The organism is Gillisella taibaishanensis (assembly GCF_001938985.1).
Lineage (GTDB): Bacteria > Pseudomonadota > Alphaproteobacteria > Rhizobiales > Rhizobiaceae > Allorhizobium > Allorhizobium taibaishanense.
Genome location: NZ_MKIN01000020.1, coordinates 173,604 through 195,260, shown reverse-complemented (window position 1 = coordinate 195,260; position 21,657 = coordinate 173,604). Strand labels below are relative to the sequence as shown.

The following is a 21,657-nucleotide window of genomic DNA, read 5'->3' as shown; positions in this document are numbered from 1 at the left end:
GAGTTCGCCATGTCTCTTGAAACCAAAGACACCATGATCGATGCGGCCCTGTTCCACGCTGCTGCGGACCGCGCCGCCCGGGCCATTCCCCCGGCCTGGCCGCTGATGGCTAGCGTCGCTGTCAATCCGTTTCTCGGCCAGACCGGCGAGACCCTGGCCGAGGTCGGCGCACGGTTGGCCCGGGTCGCAGGCGTGTCCGTCACCATGGCGAGGCAATGGTATCGGACAAAAATCGCCACCGGTGAGATTGGCGATGATGACCTGCTGGCCGCGCTCGATGCCTGCGCTTCCACGCTGAAGCCGGTCAATCTGGCAGATCTCAAGGCGCGGAAGGCTGAAGACCCGGAAAAGCCGGTAGCCTTGGCAACGGTAGCGGATCTGGCTGCCGAGGCCTCCGGCACCGACTGGCCCGGCCTCATCGCCGAGCGGCTGGGCGCCTGGATGGCCGGCTACTTTGACGAAGGCCAAGCTCTGTGGGCTGCCCCGCGCGCAAAGGGCGCTTACGGCGCCTGGCGGGCGGTGGCCACCCACGACCTCACGCCCGAGATCGCCGGCCTCTCCGGCTTTGCCCGGCATGTCTCGGACGCACCTGAGAGCGCAGAGGCGGTCATCGTCAGGGTCAGCGAGCGGCTGGGCCTCAAGCCCGAGGCACTCGATAGCTACTATCACCAGATGCTGATGACGCTGGGTGGCTGGGCGCAATATGGGCGCTACAAGCTGTGGCAGGCGGAACTGGCCGGCGGCACAGACCAGACGATCACCGATCTCCTCGCGATCCGGCTGATCTGGGAAGAAGCACTGTTTATTCGCTACGAGGAGGCGATCGCCGAGCCATGGAAAAAGGTCCGGGATGCCCACAGCCTGCCGCTCACACCGACTGCCGATCTCGTCCTCGACGCTCTTTTGCAGGAAGCAGCAGAACGGGCGGCGCAAAGAGGGCTGGCGCAGATCTTTGCCTCGGAAAGTCCCAGAGCCTCCCAGGATCGGCCCCTGTTGCAGGCGGCCTTCTGTATCGATGTCCGGTCGGAAGTCTTCCGGCGGGCGCTGGAAAGCCTCGATCCTGATATCCGCACGCTTGGCTTTGCGGGCTTCTTCGGCCTTAGAACCGCCCATCATCGATTTGCCTCCGATGTCGAGGAGGCGCGGTTTCCGGTATTGCTCAATCCGGCGCTGACCTCGCGGGCCGGCGGCGCCTACCGCGCTGAGGAAGTGGAGCCGGTGCGGGTCAAGGCCCGGGCCAAGCGCGCCTGGGGGCGGTTCAAGCTCGCGGCCGTCTCCTCCTTCGCCTTCGTCGAGGCAACCGGGCCGGTTTATGTCGCAAAGCTGCTCGGCGATGCGCTGGGCCTGCATCATGGCAAGCCGTCCGTCGAGCCGGCACCGCAGATGCTTCCGGCTCTGTCTCTGCCAGAGCGGATCACGGCGGCGACAGCCGTGCTGACGGCGATGTCGCTGACATCAGGCTTTGCGCGGCTGGTGTTGCTGGTCGGGCACGGTGCAAATGTTGTCAACAATCCCCATGCCAGCGCGCTTCACTGCGGCGCTTGCGGTGGCTACGCGGGCGATGTCAATGCCCGGCTGCTGGCAGCGCTGCTGAACGACCGGGATGTCAGGGCGGGTCTGACTGAGGCCGGCATCGAGATCCCCGATGATACGGTTTTCCTCGGCGCGCTGCATGATACCACCACCGACGGGGTGCAGCTTTTCACCGGCGATTATCCGGCTGATGCTCACGCGGGAGACATCGCCCGTGCTATGGCGTGGCTCGATAGTGCAGGCCAGCTAGCCAGAAGCGAACGGGCTCTGCGGTTGCCGCGGGCGGCCAATGAGGCTTCGGTTGCCGCACGCAGCCATGACTGGGCGGAAACACGGCCGGAATGGGCGCTTGCCGGCTGTAAGGCGTTTGTCGCCGCACCCCGGTCGCGCACATCAGGCCGCAATCTGCAGGGACGCGCCTTCCTACACGATTACGACTGGAAGGCGGATCAGGGTTTTGGCACCCTGGAATTGATCCTGACGGCGCCTGTGATCGTCGCCAGCTGGATCAGCCTGCAATATTACGGCTCGACCGTGGCACCCGAGGTATTCGGCGGCGGCAACAAGCTCTTGCACAATGTCACCGGTGGCATCGGTGTCATCGAGGGTAATGGCGGACCGCTGCGGGCCGGGCTTCCCTGGCAATCTGTCCATGACGGCGAGCGCTTCGTGCATGAACCGCTGCGGCTATCGGTCTGCATCGAGGCGCCGACCGAGGCGATGACCGAGATCCTGGCGCGCCATGACGGCGTGCGCGCCCTGTTCGACAACAGTTGGCTGCATCTTTTCGCCCTCGACGATCAGGGCCGGATGGCCTGGCGGTATACCGGTGGTTTGAGCTGGCAGCCGTTCGAGGAAGTTTGCGCGCCGGCGCCGATGAAGATCGCCGTCTGACATCAATGATCCCGGCGGGTGCAGATGGTTTTGCATCCGCCGGCAACGATCCATCGGATCGTGCGCGGCGTATCTGAGACATTACTTGTCTCTGTAGGTCTCAAATGGTCGCTGTGCGCAATCTCATTCCGGTTCTTGGCGACCAACTGACGCCAACGCTGACAAGCCTTGCAGCTGGAGATCCCAAACAGGATGTCGTGCTGATGGCCGAGCTTCACGACGAAGCCACCTATGTGCGCCATCACAAGAAAAAGATCGCCTTCCTGTTTTCAGCCATGCGGCACTTCGCCGAGGAATTGCGCGCCGCGGGTTGGACCGTCGACTATGTAACGCTTGATGCCGCTGAAAACGGCGGCGGATTTACCGAGCAGCTGCGACAGGCGGTGAAGACACATCGTCCCCAGCGCATCGTGGTGACCGAGCCGGGCGAATGGCGCGTGGGCCAGATGATGGCAGGGTGGGAGGAGCAACTGTCGCTTCCGGTCGACATTCTCCCCGATACGCGGTTCCTCTGCACTCCCGACGAATTCGCAGCCTGGGCCAGAGGGCGCAAGCAATTGCGCATGGAATATTTCTATCGCGAGATGCGCCGGAAAACCGGCCTGCTGATGGAGGGAGACACGCCCGAGGGCGGGCGCTGGAACTATGATACAGAGAACCGCAAGCCGGCGGCGCTCGATCTCTTCATGCCAAAGCCGAAGACCTGCAAACCCGATGCCATCACCAAGGAGGTTCTGGCGCTGGTTGAGGCGCGCTTCGGCAATCATTTCGGCGATCTCGAGCCTTTCTGGTTTGCGGTGACGCGGGCCGATGCACAAGCGGCGTTTACGGCCTTCGTCGACCACGCCCTGCCCTTCTTCGGCGATTATCAGGACGCGATGCTCACGGGCGAGCCTTTTCTCTATCATGCAGTCATCTCGCAATATTTGAATTGCGGCCTTCTTGACCCGCTCACGGTTTGCCGCGCGGTCGAGGCTGCCTATCATTCAGGAAAGGTGCCCCTCAATGCGGCGGAAGGCTTCATCCGCCAAATCATCGGCTGGCGTGAATATGTGCGCGGCATCTACTGGCTCAAGATGCCCGGTTACGTGTCGTTGAACGCCCTCGATCACCACCGCCCCTTGCCGGATTTCTACTGGACGGCAGAGACCGACATGGCCTGCGTCAAGGCCGCCGTGACCCAGACGAAGCAGCAGGCCTATGCCCACCATATCCAGCGCCTGATGGTGACGGGCAATTTCGCGCTGCTTGCCGGCATCGATCCGCATGCGCTGCATGAATGGTATCTCAGTGTCTATGCCGATGCCTATGAGTGGGTGGAGCTGCCCAACACGCTCGGTATGAGCCAGTTTGCCGACGGTGGTCTATTGGCCTCAAAGCCATATGCAGCGAGCGGCGCCTATATCAACCGTATGTCCAATTACTGCGGCTCGTGCCGCTACGATGTAAAGCAGCGCACGGGCGCAAAGGCCTGTCCCTTCAACGCACTATATTGGGACTTCATCGCCCGGCACCGGGACCGGCTGGCCAAGAACCCGCGCATGGCGCAGATGTTGCGCAGCTACGACAATTTCGACGCGGCAGAACGCGAGCGGATTGCCGACAGTGCAGCAGGCTTCCTGGCCAGCCTGGACTGACCGCCCCAACATGGGACATCTATCATCTCGCGTACCAGTAATCGCTAATACTATTTATGCGGGTGAATTATATTTAAGGAATGTTTTTAACGGCAATTTCACAATGACCATGCTTTTGTCAGGAAGGCGGGCGGTTCGGCAGCCGTTCAGAGGGGTCGCAGCGTGAAGATATTAGAGATCGTCCAAAACAAGACCACCAAGGACGCTGTGCTTTTAACAAGCATTGCGCTGGTTCTTTGGCCGATCGCAATTCTATACAATTTTCATGAAAATCTCGATGCCTTCATGGATGCGAACGAATCGCTTCAGCTCGACGAACTTTTTACCGCCCTTTGCATTGTCGGCTTGTTAAGTCTGGTCTTCGCGGCAAGGCGGATCAGAGAGTTGCAGTCGGAAATCCGCCTTCGCAATGTGGCCGAACAGAACATGGACTGGCTTGCCCATCACGATCCGCTAACCGGCCTGCCGAACCGTCGAGCGCTTGCCGAGCGACAGGCGGACGCGGATCCTTTCCGGGAGGGTCGTTGGGTAATCTACTCGATTGATCTCGACGGCTTCAAGAAGGTCAACGACCTCGTCGGTCACCAGGGCGGCGACCTGCTTTTGAAAGACGTGGCGCATCGGCTGCGCAATGCGCTTCCAGGCGCCGAAGTCTATCGCATGGGCGGCGATGAATTTCTGCTTGTCAGCCCCCGCTCGGAACATATGGATTATGCCCATGCGGGCCAGCACATTGCCCGGCTGCTGTGCAATCCCTACGATGTCGGAGGCATGACCAGCGAGATCGGCGCCAGCGTCGGCTTTGCTCTCTTCCCGGAAGACGGCAGCGATTTCAAGGACGCCACCCATTGCGCCGACGTCGCCATGTATGTCGCCAAGAAGGCTGGCCATAACAGTGTCTACGGCTTCGACCGGATCATGGAAGACCGGGCCCTGCGCCGCGCAGAAACGGAAATGGCGTTGAAGTCGGCGATCCGCGACAACCAGATCGTGCCATATTACCAGCCGTTGATCGATCTGAAGACGGGCGAGTTGCGCGGCTTCGAAGCATTGGCGCGGTGGAAGACCGGCCCTGGCCAGTATATCTTGCCCAGCGACTTTATCGAACTCGCCGAAAAAGCCGGGCTGATCGTCGAACTTTCGGACAGCCTGCTGCGCCAGGCCTGCCGTGACGCGTTGCAATGGCCGCCAACCGTGCGGCTCGCCTTCAACATTTCACCAACGCAATTCGTTGACCGGCAGTTGAGCCTCAGGATCATAGCTATCCTGATGGAAACTGGCCTGCCGCCCAGCCAGCTGGAAATCGAGATCACCGAAACGGCGCTTGTCCAGGACATCGAGCAGGCCAGCCAGATCCTGGCCGATCTGCGAAAGAGCGGGATCCGCATTGCTCTCGACGATTTCGGTACCGGCTATTCCAATCTGTCGCAACTGTCCAAATTCACATTCGACAAGATCAAGATCGACCGCAGCTTCGTGATGGCATACGACACCGACAAGAAGCAGGAAGATATCGTGCGGGCCATTCTCGGTCTCGGCCAGGGTCTCGGCATCGCCACCACAGCCGAAGGCATCGAGGACGAGAGCCAACTCGCCTTCCTTAAAAGCATCGGCTGCGATTTCGGCCAAGGCTTCCTGTTTAGCAAGGCGCTGCCGGCGCAAGAGGCTCTGTCGTTGATCGCAGGACGTGGCGAAAGGGATGCTCTCGCCTCCTGAAGATGAAAATCCAATGTTCTTTGACGGGCCGCGGGCAGAGCTTGTCTGCCGGTGCCTTTTTCATCTTTTCTGCCCGTCAAAATCCGCTATGAGTTTATCCCAACATCAATGGACGGACCAAGCCTCCCATGACGCAATTCGACGTGCTGACCATCGGCAATGCAATCGTTGACATCATCTCACGATGCGAAGATCGCTTCCTTGAGGAAAACGCCATCGTCAAAGGCGCCATGAACCTGATCGACGCGGAGCGCGCCACGAAGCTCTACGATATGATGGGACCGGCCGTCGAAGCTTCCGGCGGCAGCGCCGGAAACACGGCGGCAGGCATCGCCAGTTTCGGCGGCAAGGCCGCCTATTTCGGCAAGGTTGCTGAAGATCAATTGGGCACCATCTTTGCCCACGACATTCGTGCCCAGGGCGTTCATTACAAGACCATGGCGAAGGGAACCGAGCCACCGACGGCGCGCTGCATGATTTTCGTGACCGACGATAGCGAGCGGTCGATGAACACCTATCTCGGCGCCTGCGTCGAATTCGGCCCTGAAGATGTCGAGCCCGAAGTCGTTGCCGAAGCCAAGGTCACCTATTTCGAAGGCTATCTCTGGGATCCGCCGCGCGCCAAGCAGGCGATCGTCGAGTGTGCCCGCATTGCCCATGAGCACGGCCGCGAAATGTCGATGACATTGTCCGACAGTTTCTGCGTGCACCGCTACCGGGCGGAATTCCTTGACCTGATGCGCTCCGGCACAGTCGACATCGTCTTTGCCAATCGCCAGGAGGCGCTTGCTCTTTACGAGACCGAGGATTTCGAGCTGGCCTTGGACCAGATCGCCAAGGACTGCAAACTCGCCGCCGTGACGATGAGCGAAGATGGCGCGATGATCGTCAAGGGCTCCGAGCGCATCCATGTGCCGGCGACCGCCATTGCTGAACTGGTTGACACGACAGGCGCCGGCGATCTCTTCGCCTCAGGCTTCCTCTATGGCTATACCCAGGGCCGGTCTCTGGAAGACTGCGGCAAGCTCGGCTGCCTGGCCGCAGGTCTTGTCATTCAGCAGATCGGACCGCGTCCGCTGGCATCGCTCAAGGATGCCGCAGCGGAAGCCGGGCTGGCTTGAAGCCGCTTCGGCTGAAGGCATCTACTTGAAAGCTTCTCCGGGATAGGCGCCCCAGATTTCACCTTGGGCGACCCAGCCCTTGGTGCCGTCGACTTCCGCGCGGCACCAGGTGCCGTTGCATTCCAGCAACCGCATCAGCACGCCCGGCTGAAGCTTGGCAATGACTGCAGAGCCGGCCTGGCCGTCACGGCGCATGTTGACATAGACATCGTCGCCCTTGCCCTTCATCCACGGGGCGGCGAGCGCACTGCGTTCGCCCGACAGCAGGGTCTGGTTGACCCAGCCTTCGGTACCATCAGTATCGCGGATCCGCCGCCAATTGTCGTATTCCTGGATGATCTCGACCGGCAGGCCGGCGCGGGTATACATCCAGGACGTCGCGTAATCGGTGCTGGGGCCGATGCGCAGATTGACGCGCGCCGATTTCAAGGTGACGAACCGTGGCAAGGGCAAGCCGCTGGTACCCTTGGTCGCACCTTGCGCGGCGGCAGCGCCAGCCCATAGAGCGAACAGCGTGGAGACGAAAAGCGTGAGACAGGAGCGTTTGAACCCGTTGGGCATGGCATTTCCGTTGTCGATGGATCGATCGGAACCCGAAGCCCCCGCCAGCGGTTCCGTCGCCTGTATGTGATCCTGCAAGCGAAGATACAATTGTCTTCCCGGACAGGTTTGATAGAAATGAACCTGACTGCGCAACAGGTTTTTCGATCCGATTGATCAAGCTCCATTGCGCAGCAGGCGAAACCTCTTAAAACGTCCGTGCGTGTCGAGGACGCGCTGCGATTAGCGGAATCATCGCCTGCGTTTGGTTAAGGACCTGTTTACAAGGCATCGAAAGTCTTCATGACCCAGCGGAAAAAGACCAAGGTTTACATTACCCGCAAGCTGCCGGACGCAGTGGAAACCCGCATGCGCGAGCTGTTTGACGCGGAGTTGAACATCGATGACGCGCCGCGCACCCGTGCTGACCTGGAACGCGCGATGCAGACCAGCGACGTGCTGGTGCCGACCGTGACGGACCGGATCGACGCCGGGCTGATCGAATCCGCCGGGCCGCAATTGAAGCTGATCGCCAGCTTTTCCAATGGCACCGACCATATCGACGTCGATGCTGCTGCCCGCAAGGGCATTACGGTGACCAACACGCCGAATGTGCTGAGTGAAGACACGGCCGACATGACGATGGCGCTGATTCTGGCCGGGCCGCGCCGCCTGGCCGAGGGATCTCGCATCCTGACCGAACGGCCAGGAGAATGGGCTGGATGGTCGCCGACCTGGATGCTGGGGCGGCGCATCTGGGGCAAGCGGATCGGCATTGTCGGCATGGGGCGAATCGGTACGGCCGTTGCCCGCCGGGCTAAGGCCTTTGGACTCTCGATCCATTATCATAACCGTAAAAAGGTCAGCCCGCAGACGGAAGACGAGTTGGAGGCAACCTATTGGGACAGCCTCGACCAAATGCTGGCGCGGGTGGATATCGTCTCGGTCAACTGCCCGTCGACACCGGCTACCTACCATCTTCTGTCTGCACGGCGTTTGGCGCTGATGCAGCCGACCAGCTATATCGTCAATACCGCGCGCGGCGGCATTATCGACGAGGCTGCGCTCATTCAATGTATCCGCGAGGGCAAGATTGCTGGCGCAGGTCTCGACGTGTTCGAAAACGAACCGGCAGTCAATCCGAAGCTGCTGAAACTGGCAGAAGAGGGCAAGGTCGTGCTGCTGCCGCATATGGGCTCGGCGACGCTGGAAGGCCGCATCGACATGGGCGACAAGGTCATCATCAATATCCGCACCTATTTCGACGGCCATCGACCGCCAAACCGGGTCCTGCCCGGGCGCGATTAAGCCCTACAGTGCCGTGCTGCATCTAGGGCGCACACTTCAACTCAGCGGTTCACCCTAGCGACTTTTCCATCTGTACGAAGGTCGTCCGGTCATAGCCCGGATGGCTTTTTTCCGCGACGATATGGAAGCCCCATTTTTCGAAGCGCTTGTGATTGTTGTTGAGCTCGATGCGGGTTTCAAGTTCAAGATATCTGACGCCGCAGGCATGGCCGAGGCCTTCCGCCGCCTTCAGCATCGCCCGGCCAATGCCCTGACCCTGGAGATCGGGCAGCACGGCTACCTTGCCCATGTAGAGCCGGTCCGGCGCGCTCTGCCGACAGAACAGACAGCCGACGAGCTTCCCGTCTATCAGCGCCGCATAGCCGATTTCCTCATGCGCTTTAGCCTTCAACGCTTCCGGTGTCAGCTTTAAAGCCGAAGATGGCGGGTCGATCAGCGGATGCATATAGTCGAAAGCATCCAGCACCAGGGCCAGAAGCGCATCCCAGTCTTCAAAATGCTCGTCGATCTGAACGATTTCCACCATGGTCAAACCTTCGTGTTTCTGTTTCGGCGCCGGTATCGCACCGTTTCGAAGCGGGCGGACAAGGCGTCGTACATTAGCAAACGTCCTACTAATGGTTCACCAATGCCAGCGATAATTTTGATCGCTTCCATCGCCATCATTGTGCCGATCACCCCGGTCAAGGCACCGACGATGCCGGTTTCAGCACAGGTCGGGATGAGACCCGCCGGCGGCTTTTCCGGAAACAGATCGCGATAAGCAGGATAGAGGTTTCCCTCGGCATCCGCCGCATAGGGTTTCAGCACCGTCAGAGAGCCTTCGAACCGGCCGACAGCGCCCGTGACCAAGGGACGGTGGTGCCGTTCGGCCGCATCGGCGGCATTGTAACGCGTATCGAAATTGTCGGAACCGTCGATCAGCAGATCGAAGCCACGCAAATGCGTATCCGCAAATTCAGCATCGAACCGCTCTTCGAAGCGTACGACCCGCACATGCGGATTGAGCCTTGCTATAGCCTGGGCAGCGCTTTCAGTTTTCAATTCATTGAGGGTACCGCTGTCATGGATCACCTGCCGCTGCAGATTGGACAGCGACACGTGGTCGTCATCGGCAATGCCAAGCGTGCCGACACCGGCTGCTGCAAGATATTGCAGCACGGGCGCGCCGAGCCCTCCCGCGCCAATAACCATGACGCGCGCCGCCTTCAGCTTCTGCTGGCCGGCGCCGCCGATTTCAGGCAGCAGGATATGGCGCTGGTAGCGCTGGATTTCTTCTGGCGAAAGCGGTTCCATGTCTTGTTGTTGCATGTCTTTGCCTCTGCGAACAGTCAGGTTAGAGCATTTCCAGGAAAAGTGGGAACCGGTTTTCCCTCCGGAAATCCGTAAAAACAGAGAGTTAGAGCGTTGCGGTGCTTCTATGAAACACTGAAACGCTATGACAACTGTCCATCGTCGACGGTCACGAATTGTGCCCGCTCGCCAAGGCTTTCGAACATATGGGTGTCGGTTCCGGTCATGAAAGCCTGCCCGCCCAGCACGTCGATTCTGTCGAACAGCGCCGCACGGCGGCCTTGGTCCAAGTGGGCGGCGATTTCATCGAGCAGCAGGATCGGCGCGAAACCAGTCATCGTCGCGACAAGTTCGGCATGGGCGAGCACGAGACCGATCAGCAGAGCCTTCTGCTCGCCGGTCGAACAGCGCTCCGCCTCCATGTCCTTTTCCCGGTGGCGCACCAGAAGATCGCTGCGATGCGGCCCCTCCAGCGTGCGCCCTGCCGCCGCATCCCGCCCGCGCGACTGGGCAAGCAGGTCGCGATAGCGGTCTTCAAGATCGATCGCCGCGGCTCCCGCCTCGTCGTCAAGGAAGCCTGAGAGCATCAGATCGGCGCCTGGGAAGCTGCCGGGATCGCGACGCTGCTCGATCAGGGTGGCCAGCAGTCGCATCATTTCCTGGCGGGCCAGCGCCATGGCAATGCCGAGTGCGGCCATCTGCTGTTCAATGCCGGACAGCCAGCTCGCGTCGAAACGTCCGTCTGACAGAAGCTTATTGCGGCTGCGCATGGCACGCTCGAAATCGCTGGCGCGGCGGCCGTGCTGCGGGTCGATCGACAACACAAGGCGGTCGAGAAAGCGCCGGCGTTCAGACGAGGCCCCTGTAAATAGACCGTCCATGGCTGGCGTCAGCCACAGCACGCGCAGATGATCGGTAAGCTCATCGACAGAGCGCACCGGAGAGCCGTTAATGCGCAGGCGGCGCACCGCAGTCTCTTCCTGGATTTCCGAGCCTGTGCCGAGATCCGCCTCCCCGGCCATGCCCTCGACGCTGGCAAAAATCGAAAATCCGTTCTCAGCGCCTGCTCTTGCAACATCCGACAGTACCGCCCGGCGCAAACCGCGCCCCGGCGACAGGAACGACACAGCCTCCATCAGGTTGGTCTTGCCGGAGCCGTTGCGCCCGGTCAGCACCACATGCCGCCCATCAAGCCGCAGGGAAGCCGCAGCATAATTGCGAAAATCCGTCAATTGCAGCCGGTTGATGAAGGTTTTTTCAGCCATGGGATCCAGAAAACGAGATTATGTGCAGTTAGGGGCAAAGCCATGCCGAGACAAGCTGCCTCATGGCTTTTTCCGCCCGCTCGGCGATAATGGAACGGTTCGAGCGCTCCGTTCGTACCATCTGGAACCGAGGCGGAGTCAGGAGGGGCTTTGCATGGCGCATGACAGTTACAAGCAATCACCCGGCGACGCGCAGCTGGATCACCGGCGCATGCTTGGCTTTCTCGCCGGCAACGCCGCCTGTGGCGCCGCCCTCGGCGCCGGTACCGCAATCTTGCTAATCTGGCTCGACATCGGCGGACTGAGTGGTTTGCTTGGTCACGCCGCCCACCCGTTTATCGCCTTGGCGATGCTGGCCTTTCCCATGGCTCTGCTGTTTGGCGCGTCTGCGGCAGCCTCGGCTGTCATACTCATGCCCTATGATGACCCGGACCCGCCTGAGGCATGATGGAATCCGCGAAAACGGTTCCAGTCTGGCAAATTATCGGGTAGCTCCTGTTCCACTGCAAAATTCCTTAAATCGGAATCGATTTAAGGAATTTTGCAGCAGGTATAAAACGCTACAGCGAACCTTTGTGCGCCATATATGGCGCACGGCGCTGTAATGTGCAAAGCATCATTGCCAGGAGAAAAGCATGGCCGATACCGAAGACAGGCTGATCCGGCTTGAAGAAACGGTCGCCTATCAGGCGAAAACTATCGAGGAACTTTCAGATCAGCTCACTGAGCAGTGGAAAGTGGTGGAGCAGACTCGTGCCAAGCTCGACCGTTTGACCGAGAGGTTTCTAAGCCTGGAAGAGCAATCGCACGATGCCGTGCCAATCACCAAGCCGCCGCATTACTAAACTTAAAAAGGCCGGCGCTTACGCACCGGCCTTTTTCTATCTCAACCCTCGAAGAATTCCTTCATCCGGGCGAAGAACCCGGTCGATTCCGGATTGTTCTCCTTGGAGGAAATCTGGTCGAACTCCTGCAGCAGTTCACGCTGGCGCTTGGTCAGCTTCTGCGGGGTTTCGATCTGGATCTGGATATAGAGATCGCCCATCTGCGCGGAGCGCAGCACCGGCATGCCCTTACCCTTCAGACGGAACTGCTTGCCCGGCTGGGTGCCCTCAGGCACCGTTACCCGCGACTTGGTTCCGTCAAGCGTTGTGACGTCGAAGGTGCCGCCAAGGGCGGCTGTCGTCATCGAAATCGGGACCGAGCAATAGAGATCGGCGCCTTCTCGCTGGAAGAACTGGTGCGGCTTCACCGACAGGAAGATGTAGAGATCACCCGAAGGCCCACCGCGCAGACCGGCCTCTCCTTCGCCTTGCAGGCGAATGCGGGTACCGTCTTCGATACCGGCGGGAATGCTGACCGACAGCTGACGCTCTTCCGTGACGCGGCCCTGGCCATGGCACTTGCCGCAGGGATCGCTGATCGTCTGGCCACGACCCTGACAGGTCGGGCATGTCCGCTCGATGGAGAAGAACCCTTGCGCAGCACGCACGCGGCCAGAACCCTGGCAGGTGGCGCAGGTGGTCGGCTTGGTACCCGGCTTGGCACCCGAGCCCGAACAGACCTCACAGGTGATCGAGGTCGGAACCCGGATCTGCGCCGTCTTGCCGCTATAGGCCTCCTCCAGGGAGATTTCCATGTTGTAGCGAAGATCGGCGCCACGTTCGCGACCACCGGTCGAGCGTGCGCGACCGCCACGGCCGCCGCCCATCATTTCGCCGAAAATGTCCTCGAAAATATCCGAGAAGCCACCGCCGGCAAAACCGCCGCCACCCCCGCCGCCCATGCCGCCCTGCTCGAAGGCAGCATGGCCGAAACGGTCATAGGCCGCGCGCTTTTGCGGGTCCTTCAGCGTTTCATAGGCCTCGTTGATTTCCTTGAACTTCCGCTCCGACTCGTCGTCCCCGGGGTTTTTGTCCGGATGGTACTTCATCGCCAACTTGCGGAAGGCGCTTTTCAGCTCTTTTTCGTCTGCGGTCTTGGAGACACCGAGGGTCTCGTAGAAATCTGCCTTTGCCATCGTCCTACAAAGCTCTCAAAGCTTTTTCCACGCCCGCGTGGTTGCCTGTCTTCTGCCCGACCTGCGCATCGCAAGCCGACATATCCCTGTTGAAGTCCGCTGCTGCCTGACGGGCATCATCCATCAGCAGCTTGCGCGCCTCACCCTTCTGAGCGATCGCTTCCGACAGCGCCGTTCCGGCGAACCCGAGCGAATGGGCCGCCAAATCGCAAGACGAAACCTGTGCGCCCGACTTCTTGCGCTTCAACGCATCCTCGATCAGCGGGCCAAGCCCACCGATCGTACGCCGCAGCAGTGCGGTATCGTGCTTGGCAATCGCCTGCAGCATGGCGGCTTCCGCAGAACTGACTTTCTGTCGGACATCAGCCCCCGACGCTGCCGCAGCGGGGCCTGCCAAGACGGCAAGGCTGGCCGCCAAAGCAAACGCGGCTGGCCCGAAGGCCAGCCATCTCGAGAAGGTATGATGCCGTGAAATCCGCATCAAGCAGACTTCTTCGTGTTGTCATCCTTCACTTCTTCATAGTCGGCATCGACGATGCCGTCATCATGATGACCACCGGCCGCACCTTCGGCGCCGCCTTCAGCCTGCTGGGCCTCGTAGATGGCCTGACCAAGCTTCATGGAAACCTCCATCAGCGTCTGCGTCTTGGCCTGGATGTCATCAGCGTCAGGCTCGGAAGCTTCGACCGAGGCCTTCAGCGCTGCGATGCCATCTTCGATAGCCTTGCGGTCGGCCTCGGAGACCTTGTCGCCGTAATCCTTCACCGACTTCTCGGTGGAGTGAATCAGGCTTTCGGCCTGGTTCTTGGCTTCGACCACTGCACGGCGCTTCCGGTCAGCCTCGGCATTGGCCTCGGCATCCTTGACCATTTTCTCGATGTCGGCGTCAGACAGACCACCAGATGCCTGGATGCGGATCTGCTGTTCCTTGCCGGTGCCCTTGTCCTTTGCCGAGACCTGAACGATGCCGTTGGCGTCGATGTCGAAGGTGACTTCGATCTGCGGCACGCCGCGCGGAGCCGGTGGCAGGCCGACGAGGTCGAACTGGCCGAGCAGCTTGTTGTCTGCCGCCATTTCTCGCTCACCCTGGGAAACACGGATGGTAACGGCCTGCTGGTTGTCGTCAGCGGTCGAGAACACCTGGCTCTTCTTGGTCGGGATCGTCGTGTTGCGATCGATCAGACGAGTGAAGACGCCACCGAGCGTTTCGATGCCGAGCGACAGAGGCGTAACGTCGAGCAGCAGAACATCCTTGACGTCGCCCTGGAGAACGCCGGCCTGGATGGCAGCACCCATGGCAACGACTTCATCCGGGTTGACGCCCTTGTGCGGCTCCTTGCCGAACAGCTGCTTGACGACTTCCTGCACCTTCGGCATGCGGCTCATGCCGCCAACCAGAACCACTTCATCGATATCGGCCGCAGTAACGCCGGCATCCTTGAGGGCTGCCTTGCAAGGTGCGACCGTGCGCTGGACGAGATCGTCGACCAGGCTTTCGAACTTGGAGCGGGTCAGCTTCATCGTCAGATGCTTCGGACCGGAAGCGTCTGCCGTGATGAAAGGCAGGTTGATTTCGGTCTGCTGCGAAGACGACAGTTCAATCTTTGCCTTTTCGGCAGCTTCTTTCAGGCGCTGCAGGGCGAGCTTGTCGTTCTTCAGCTCGATGCCCTGTTCCTTCTTGAATTCAGCAGCCAGATACTCGACCAGGCGCATGTCGAAGTCTTCGCCACCGAGGAAGGTGTCGCCATTGGTGGACTTCACTTCGAAGACGCCATCGCCGATTTCCAGAACGGAAATATCGAAGGTACCGCCACCCAAGTCGTAAACGGCGATCGTCTTGCCGTCCTTCTTGTCCAGGCCGTAGGCCAGAGCAGCGGCCGTCGGTTCGTTGATGATGCGCAGCACCTCGAGACCGGCGATGCGTCCGGCATCCTTGGTGGCCTGACGCTGAGCGTCATTGAAGTAGGCGGGAACCGTGATGACGGCCTTTTCAACCTTTTCGCCGAGATAGGCTTCCGCCGTTTCCTTCATCTTCTGCAGGATCATCGCGGAGATCTGGGCAGGCGAATAGCCCTTGCCCTGTGCCTCAACCCAAGCATCGCCATTGTCGCCCTTGACGATCGGGAAAGGCACCAGGCCCTTGTCCTTCTCGACGGTCGGGTCCTCGTAGCGGCGACCGATCAGGCGCTTGACCGCAAACAGCGTATTGGTGGGGTTGGTGACCGCCTGGCGCTTGGCCGGCTGGCCGACAAGGCGCTCGCCGTCGTCCGAAAAGGCAACCATGGACGGCGTGGTGCGTGCGCCTTCCGAATTCTCAATGACCTTCGCATCTTTGCCGTCCATGACGGAGACGCAGGAATTGGTCGTTCCAAGGTCGATACCGATTACTTTTGCCATTTTATACTCTCCTTGAAGCAGACTGTCCGAACCCCCGACAGGCATTCCGGTGACAGCCCCTCGACGTGGATTGGGTCTACGGGATTGCGCAGCGACGCTGGCTTATGCGGGCTATATAAGAACCGAAATTTGCGACTGCAAGGCACCAAATTCACGGCGGGCACCAAGTTTGCGCATTTCCGGCAAAACCGGGCTTTATCCAGAAACCCGCCGAAACCAGCGGGTAAACAGGTCCAAATCCCGACAGATGTGACAGGCCGGACTTGCCCCAACCTGTGGCACGAAACTGCATGTCAATGAAGCGCCTATACTAGCGCCCCATGATCACATCAAGCAATGTCGTTTTGCCGCTGACGCGACCCTCGGGTTGCGGACGAACCGGCGTTCCAACATCTGCGGGCGGCGCGTACCCGTCATCCTGACCATATGCCGGCTCGGGCGGCGCCGCGCCTGGCGGGCCGTAAGGCTGACGCGCGCGCGGATCATAGGGATTACCATCCGGATCGAGATAGGGATCGCCATCTTCGACAGGGCCCTTGCGGCGCGCAGCACCCGGTGGCACCCGACCTTCCAGCACAGCTCCCTGACGCGGATCGCCCGGCTGGTATTGCGGCACCTGCCGTCCAGCCGGCATTGGTTGGCCTTGTGGCGGCATCTGGCGCGGCTGCGACGGATTGGCCGGATACGGCTGATTGCCTGGATAGGCCTGATCACGCTGCGGATAGGCGGTCACAGCACCCGGAGAAACTCTGGGATTAACCCCTTGCTGGTTGGCGGCAGGAGGCTGCCCCTGCTGCGCATCCGGTGCTGGCGGCGCCGGCGGAAACGCATCGACGGGATCGGAGCCCTGCTGATCGGAACCCGCAGGCGTCGATGGCGTGCCGGACAGAACCTGCTGGATCATCGTCGTCAGCGATGGGCTGTCATCCGGCTGCTGCGGTGTCGGATCGCCAAACAGCGGTACCGGCGTCAGCCCCTTGTGCGCGACAGTCATGAAGTCCTTCCAGGTCTTGGCCGGCAGCCCGCCGCCGGTGACCTTCTTCATCGGGGTGCCGTCGTCATTGCCGAACCAGACGCCTGTTGTCAGGTTGCTGGTAAAGCCGACGAACAGGGCGTCGCGGAAAGACTGTGTCGTGCCGGTCTTGCCGGCCGCCTGCCAGTTTTTCAGCCGGGCGGCCTTGCCGGTACCCTCGGTCATCACCCCTTCCATCATCTGGGTCATCTCGGTCACGACCTGCTGGTTCAGCACCCGCGGCGGCTCGCCGTAATCGGCGGTATAGAGCACCTTGCCGTTGGCATCGGCGATCTGGCTCACCACATGCGGCGTCGCCTTGTAGCCGCCATTCATAAAGGGTGCGTAGGCCGAGGTCAGCTCCAGCAGCGAGACTTCCGATGTGCCAAGCGCAATCGAGGCATTGCTCTGCAGGTCCGACTCGATGCCAAGCCGATGGGCGAGTTTGATCACCTGGTCCGGGCCAACTTCCACCACCAGCTGCGCGGCGACCGTGTTCAGCGAATGGGCCAGCGCATAGGCAAGCGTCACCGGCCCATTGTATTTCTGCTCGTAATTTTCAGGCGTCCAATTGCCAATCTTGACCGGCCCATCATTGCGGATCGTGCCGGGCGTATCGCCGATCTCCATCGCGGTCGCATAGACAAAGGGTTTGAAGGCCGAGCCTGGCTGGCGCTTGGCGGTTACCGCACGGTTGAACTGGCTGGTGGCATAATCGCGGCCGCCGATAAGAGCGCGCACCGCGCCATTGCCGTCAACGGCCACAAGGGCGGCCTGCGAGGCATTGGATTTCTTGCCGTCCTTGTCGAGCGTTGCCGTGATTGCCGCTTGCGCGGCATCTTCCAGGCTCGGATCGATGGTGGTGGTGACAACAATATCCTGCTTGACCTCGCCGATCAGACCCTTCAGCTGGCCGGCAACAATGTCGGCCACATATTGGCCGGCGCCATCGGCCTGCCGCTTGGCATGGTCGGGGCTCTGCTTCATAGCGCGGTCGAAGTCGCTATCGGTAATGTATCCCTGCTCGCGCATGGCGCCCAGCACCACCTTGGCCCGCTCCTGGGCAGGCTTGGGATCGTTGACCGGCGACAGCCGTGACGGCGCCTGCACCAGACCAGCGAGAAGTGCCGCCTGGCCAAGATTGATATCGCGGGCCGAGGTATTGAAATAGCGCCGGGAGGCGGCTTCGACGCCGTACGCATTATCGCCGAAATAAACGCGGTTCAGATACATCGCAAGGATCTGGTCCTTGGTGTATTTCTGTTCCAACCACAGCGACAGCAGCACTTCCTGCACCTTGCGCTCGAAGGTCTTCTTCGGCGACAGAAACAGGTTTCGGGCCAATTGCTGGGTAATGGTCGATCCGCCCTGGGCCTTGTGACCGAGCAGAATATTGGTGACGAAAGCACGGCCGACGCCGATGAAATCCACGCCGAAATGATGGTAGAAGCGCTTATCCTCGATCGCCACGATTGCTTCCGGCATATAGGGCGACATCTCGTCCAGCGATAGCGCTTCGCCGCCGGTAACGCCGCGATTGGCAATCAGCGTTCCATCGACGGCGACGATCTTGATATTCGGGGCGCGGGCCGGCACGGTCCAGGAACTGGCGCTTGGCATTTGAGCGGCGAAATAGGCGACCACGCCGCCGACCGCGATCGTGCTCCAGATGCAAAGCACGATGCACCAGTAAAACAGTCGCCTGATGAGACCGAGAAAGCCGCCAGAGCGGGCCTTTTCTCGCTTGACGCTGCGTGTGTGTCCTTTTGCAGACGTGCTGGAACTGGAGAGCGATGACCGTTTCGAAGCCTGCCGTCCGCCGGTCACGCGATCGCTGCTATCGAGCCTGATCTCGTTTTCATCCTCGTCCTCGGTTTCCCCGAGTCTCGGCTCGATGCGGTTTCGTGACTTCTTCATGCCTGCCATTTCGTGCTGGCCGTCTCCGGATGGTGGATCTGCTGGCCGTGTCAACCCCTGCTTATAATGTCTTGGGCAGAGAGGGAAGACGAGGCAGACTGGGTGATCTCAGCTCTTTGCGGTGTTTTCGAGGGCAAAATGGAACCAAACGGACATGGGACCGTTTGTCCCCCGAAAACAAAACAGGGAGTTAGTCATGGTTGAGAACATGCGTATGCAAGCGGAAATGCGCGAACTTCAGGCTCAGGTTGCCCAACTGAAGGATCGGTTGGCAGAACAGAGCTATTCGGTTGCCAATCAGGTGCGCGGCTCCACGTCGCATGCCCTCAACAACGCTGCCCGCAGCGCCCAGGACGTCGCGCGCTACGCAAAGGAAGAAGCCTCTTCCGTTGCCGGCATCGTGCGAGAACATCCGACGGCAACATCGACAGCTCTGCTCGGCATTGCTTTGGTCGGCGCCTTTGTTGGTTATTTGGTCGCCACGCAGTCGCAGCCGGAACCGCGCCGCCGCTGGTACTAAAGTTTGTCAGGGAAAAGTGGAGCCCGGTTTTCCCGAAAAGACAAACGAAAACAAAACAATCTAGAGTCTGTCTGGTTCAGTCTGAACCTGACAGACTCTAATCCATTCAGTTGGAGCGAGGAGGAAGGCGGCGCATTCGTGCGTCGCCTTTTTTCATGCTCACACTTTCTTTACTGGAAGACGTCCACCCACTCGGCACCCGTTAGTTCGGCCATGCGCTGCGGCGTTATCTTCACTGCCGAATTGGTGGCGCCGGCTGCGGGCACGACAATGTCATAATCCTGCAGCGACAGATCGCAGAAAACCGCAAGCGGGGTCGCAAGCCCAAATGGACAAACGCCACCAACTGGATGGCCGGTCAGTTCCACCACATCTTCGGTGCCCAGCATGCGGGGCTTACCGCCGAACCTCTCACGAAACTTTTTATTATCCAGCCGCCGCATACCTGCGGCGACCACCAGCATGGTGGTATCGCCCACCCTGAGACACAGGGTCTTGGCGATTTGGTCCGGGGCGACCCCATGGGCTTCAGCGGCCAGCGCAACGGTCGCGGAACTCTCTGCCGTTTCAATCACGGCAATCTCTGGCGCATGCACTGAAAAGAAGTCTTGAACAGATTTAAGGCTCATGGCTCGGTTTTAGAAAGATTGGCCCGTCCCGGCAAGACATCGCAGCGCAAATCGAAAAGATCCTACTAAATATCATTGGGCCCTTGAATTGCCGTTTTGGTACACCATTTAGGGATCAGACGTGAGAGACGAGGCTAGCCGCCAGTCTTTTTGCCGGCGTCGCTGACAACGCTTAATTCTAAATTAGGTATTTGGCGCGACACTGGTGGCAAGGCGGCATCAAGGGCGAAAGTCCGGTCCGCTCTCAGGTTGAAGCCTCGCGCTTCGTTGACCACGGATGTACTGGCAGCGATGGAAGCGAGTTTTGGAAAGGTCGGGTTCACTCCCCGGCCTTTTTGCTTTTCAGGACACTGTCCAAGGAGAAGCGTCCGGTATGAGGCATACCGGACGCTGTCAAACTCACTTCGCCAGAGCGTCAATGATCCTGATCCACGAGCGAATGCCTTTGTGGAAGGAGTTGAGCTCGTATTTCTCATTGGGCGAGTGAATCCGGTCATCCACCAAGCCGAAACCAACCAGCAGCGAGTCCATGCCGAGGAAGGTCTGGAAATCGCCGACGATCGGTATCGAGCCGCCCATGCCAATCACTTCTGCTGGTTTTGGCCACTCATCCGACAGGGCGGATTTCGCCTTGGTCAGGAATGCAGAGTCATAGGGTAGCTGAATAGCCGGCGATGCACCGTGTTCATGAAACTCCACCGAGCAATCGGCCGGGATACGAGCACGGACAAAGGCCCGGAAGTTTTCGCGGATCTTGTCTGGGTTCTGGTCGCCGACCAGACGGAACGACACTTTGGCCGAGGCCTTGGATGCAATCACCGTCTTGAAGCCTTCGCCGGTATAGCCACCGGTGATGCCGTTGACTTCGGCGGTCGGCCGCGCCCAAGTCAGTTCCAGCACGCTACGGCCCTGTTCGCCTGATGGAACCGACAGGCCGACATCGCGCAGGAAGGTATCGGCCGTGCGGCCAAGCGTTTCCCAGGAGGCCTTGATATTGGCTGGCGTCTCTTCCACGCCTTCATAGAAGCCGTCGATGGTAACGCGACCGGTCTCGTCGTGCAGATCCGCCAGCACCTTGGCCAGGATATGGATGGGATTGGCCGCAGCACCGCCAAACAGACCGGAATGCAGATCGCGGTCCGCGGCTGTCACTGTGATTTCCTCCCCGACCAGGCCGCGCAGAGCAGCGGCGATCGCGGGTGTTTCGCGGTCCCACATGCCGGTGTCGCAGACCAGGGCAAAGTCGCATTTCAGTTCGGCGGCATTGGCCTCTAGGAACGGCTTCAGCGATGGCGAGCCGGATTCTTCCTCACCCTCGAACAAAATCGTGATCTTGATCGGGAAGCCGCCGTGGACGGCCTTATAGGCTCGGCAGGCTTCGACGAAGGTCATCAGCTGGCCCTTATCATCGGCGGTGCCGCGCCCGGTGATGACCTTGCGGCCGGGCTCGATTTCCTTGATTGCCGGAGCGAAGGGATCGTTTTCCCAAAGCTCCAGCGGATCGACCGGCTGCACATCATAATGACCGTAGAATAGAACATGCGGAGCATTGGCAGCGAGCGCGTCGTGATGGCCGACTACCATGGGGTGGCCGGGCGTATCGCGCACAGAGGCGGTAAAACCGAGGTCGTTTAATTCTTTCGACAGCCATTCTGCCGCCTTGCGGCAGTCGGCCTTATAGGCCGGATCGGTGGAAATCGATGGAATACGCACGAGGTCGAAAAGCCGATCGAGGCTTTGCGGCAGCGCCTTGTCGGCCTCGGCGAGAATGGGGGCAAGATCGGTCATGGGCTCTTCCTGGATTATTCAAATCGGCAGGGACGATAGACCATCAGGCTGACGGTTTCGAGACGAA

The 21,657-nt window shown here is 60.2% G+C and carries 18 protein-coding genes; 8 read left to right on the top strand and 10 right to left on the bottom strand.

What is annotated here, in order from left to right; genetic code table 11:
• Positions 1 to 9: 9 nt before the first annotated feature.
• From BJF91_RS06115 to BJF91_RS06100, 4 genes are all read left to right on the top strand, one after another.
• Positions 10 to 2,427, top strand: coding sequence for a YbcC family protein (locus tag BJF91_RS06115; protein ID WP_075613596.1), 2,418 nt, complete (start codon positions 10 to 12; stop codon positions 2,425 to 2,427).
• Positions 2,428 to 2,531: 104 nt separating this feature from the next.
• Positions 2,532 to 4,064, top strand: coding sequence for a cryptochrome/photolyase family protein (locus BJF91_RS06110; protein WP_075613595.1), 1,533 nt, complete (start codon positions 2,532 to 2,534; stop codon positions 4,062 to 4,064).
• A 162-nt stretch (positions 4,065 to 4,226) separates the two neighbouring features.
• Entirely contained in the window at positions 4,227 to 5,780 is a 1,554-nt protein-coding gene (locus tag BJF91_RS06105; protein WP_234801558.1) for a putative bifunctional diguanylate cyclase/phosphodiesterase, read from the top strand.
• A 128-nt stretch (positions 5,781 to 5,908) separates the two neighbouring features.
• The gene (locus BJF91_RS06100; protein ID WP_075613594.1) at positions 5,909 to 6,901 is read left to right on the top strand and encodes an adenosine kinase; all 993 of its coding nucleotides are present in this window, start codon (positions 5,909 to 5,911) and stop codon (positions 6,899 to 6,901) included.
• A 21-nt stretch (positions 6,902 to 6,922) separates the two neighbouring features.
• Here the strand turns inward: BJF91_RS06100 and BJF91_RS06095 are convergent, their stop codons facing one another.
• The gene (locus BJF91_RS06095; protein WP_075613828.1) at positions 6,923 to 7,462 is read right to left on the bottom strand and encodes an SH3 domain-containing protein; all 540 of its coding nucleotides are present in this window, start codon (positions 7,460 to 7,462) and stop codon (positions 6,923 to 6,925) included.
• A 282-nt stretch (positions 7,463 to 7,744) separates the two neighbouring features.
• On the opposite strand from BJF91_RS06095, the gene BJF91_RS06090 reads away from it, so the two are divergent.
• Positions 7,745 to 8,749 carry a 2-hydroxyacid dehydrogenase gene (locus BJF91_RS06090; RefSeq protein ID WP_075613593.1) on the top strand — a complete coding sequence of 335 codons (1,005 nt, stop codon included), beginning with the start codon at positions 7,745 to 7,747 and terminating at the stop codon, positions 8,747 to 8,749.
• Positions 8,750 to 8,798: 49 nt separating this feature from the next.
• Here the strand turns inward: BJF91_RS06090 and BJF91_RS06085 are convergent, their stop codons facing one another.
• The 3 genes from BJF91_RS06085 to recF form a co-directional block, all read right to left on the bottom strand.
• On the bottom strand, positions 8,799 to 9,275 hold the full coding sequence (locus BJF91_RS06085; RefSeq protein WP_083943179.1) for a GNAT family N-acetyltransferase: 477 nt from the start codon (positions 9,273 to 9,275) through the stop codon (positions 8,799 to 8,801).
• A 2-nt stretch (positions 9,276 to 9,277) separates the two neighbouring features.
• Positions 9,278 to 10,045: a molybdopterin-synthase adenylyltransferase MoeB gene (locus BJF91_RS06080; RefSeq protein ID WP_075613591.1), complete on the bottom strand. Its 768-nt coding sequence runs from the start codon at positions 10,043 to 10,045 to the stop codon at positions 9,278 to 9,280.
• A gap of 140 nt (positions 10,046 to 10,185) precedes the next feature.
• Complete coding sequence (recF, locus tag BJF91_RS06075; protein ID WP_075613590.1) at positions 10,186 to 11,307, bottom strand: DNA replication/repair protein RecF; 1,122 nt, start codon at positions 11,305 to 11,307, stop codon at positions 10,186 to 10,188.
• 154 nt (positions 11,308 to 11,461) lie between these two features.
• Here recF and BJF91_RS06070 point away from each other — a divergent pair, with 154 nt between their 5' ends.
• Together BJF91_RS06070 and BJF91_RS06065 are read left to right on the top strand one after the other, a co-directional pair.
• Positions 11,462 to 11,755, top strand: a complete 294-nt coding sequence (locus tag BJF91_RS06070; protein WP_075613589.1) for a hypothetical protein — start codon at positions 11,462 to 11,464, stop codon at positions 11,753 to 11,755.
• Positions 11,756 to 11,942: 187 nt separating this feature from the next.
• A complete protein-coding gene (locus tag BJF91_RS06065; protein ID WP_075613588.1) occupies positions 11,943 to 12,152 on the top strand; it encodes a SlyX family protein in 210 nt (69 codons plus the stop codon).
• A gap of 41 nt (positions 12,153 to 12,193) precedes the next feature.
• Here the strand turns inward: BJF91_RS06065 and dnaJ are convergent, their stop codons facing one another.
• From dnaJ to BJF91_RS06045, 4 genes are all read right to left on the bottom strand, one after another.
• Positions 12,194 to 13,327 carry a molecular chaperone DnaJ gene (dnaJ, locus tag BJF91_RS06060; RefSeq protein WP_075613587.1) on the bottom strand — a complete coding sequence of 378 codons (1,134 nt, stop codon included), beginning with the start codon at positions 13,325 to 13,327 and terminating at the stop codon, positions 12,194 to 12,196.
• Between the two features lie 4 nt (positions 13,328 to 13,331).
• Positions 13,332 to 13,808, bottom strand: coding sequence for a hypothetical protein (locus BJF91_RS06055; RefSeq protein ID WP_075613586.1), 477 nt, complete (start codon positions 13,806 to 13,808; stop codon positions 13,332 to 13,334).
• Positions 13,808 to 15,724 carry a molecular chaperone DnaK gene (gene dnaK / locus BJF91_RS06050; RefSeq protein ID WP_075613585.1) on the bottom strand — a complete coding sequence of 639 codons (1,917 nt, stop codon included), beginning with the start codon at positions 15,722 to 15,724 and terminating at the stop codon, positions 13,808 to 13,810. Before dnaK ends, BJF91_RS06055 begins: the two co-directional genes overlap by 1 nt.
• Before the next feature lie 310 nt (positions 15,725 to 16,034).
• Positions 16,035 to 18,662 carry a transglycosylase domain-containing protein gene (locus BJF91_RS06045; protein WP_075613584.1) on the bottom strand — a complete coding sequence of 876 codons (2,628 nt, stop codon included), beginning with the start codon at positions 18,660 to 18,662 and terminating at the stop codon, positions 16,035 to 16,037.
• A 187-nt stretch (positions 18,663 to 18,849) separates the two neighbouring features.
• Here BJF91_RS06045 and BJF91_RS06040 point away from each other — a divergent pair, with 187 nt between their 5' ends.
• Entirely contained in the window at positions 18,850 to 19,173 is a 324-nt protein-coding gene (locus BJF91_RS06040) for a hypothetical protein (RefSeq protein WP_075613583.1), read from the top strand.
• A gap of 170 nt (positions 19,174 to 19,343) precedes the next feature.
• Here the strand turns inward: BJF91_RS06040 and BJF91_RS06035 are convergent, their stop codons facing one another.
• Both BJF91_RS06035 and BJF91_RS06030 read right to left on the bottom strand, forming a co-directional pair.
• On the bottom strand, positions 19,344 to 19,802 hold the full coding sequence (locus tag BJF91_RS06035) for a YbaK/EbsC family protein (RefSeq protein ID WP_075613582.1): 459 nt from the start codon (positions 19,800 to 19,802) through the stop codon (positions 19,344 to 19,346).
• Between the two features lie 399 nt (positions 19,803 to 20,201).
• The gene (locus BJF91_RS06030) at positions 20,202 to 21,590 is read right to left on the bottom strand and encodes a M20/M25/M40 family metallo-hydrolase (RefSeq protein WP_075613581.1); all 1,389 of its coding nucleotides are present in this window, start codon (positions 21,588 to 21,590) and stop codon (positions 20,202 to 20,204) included.
• Positions 21,591 to 21,657: the final 67 nt, after the last annotated feature.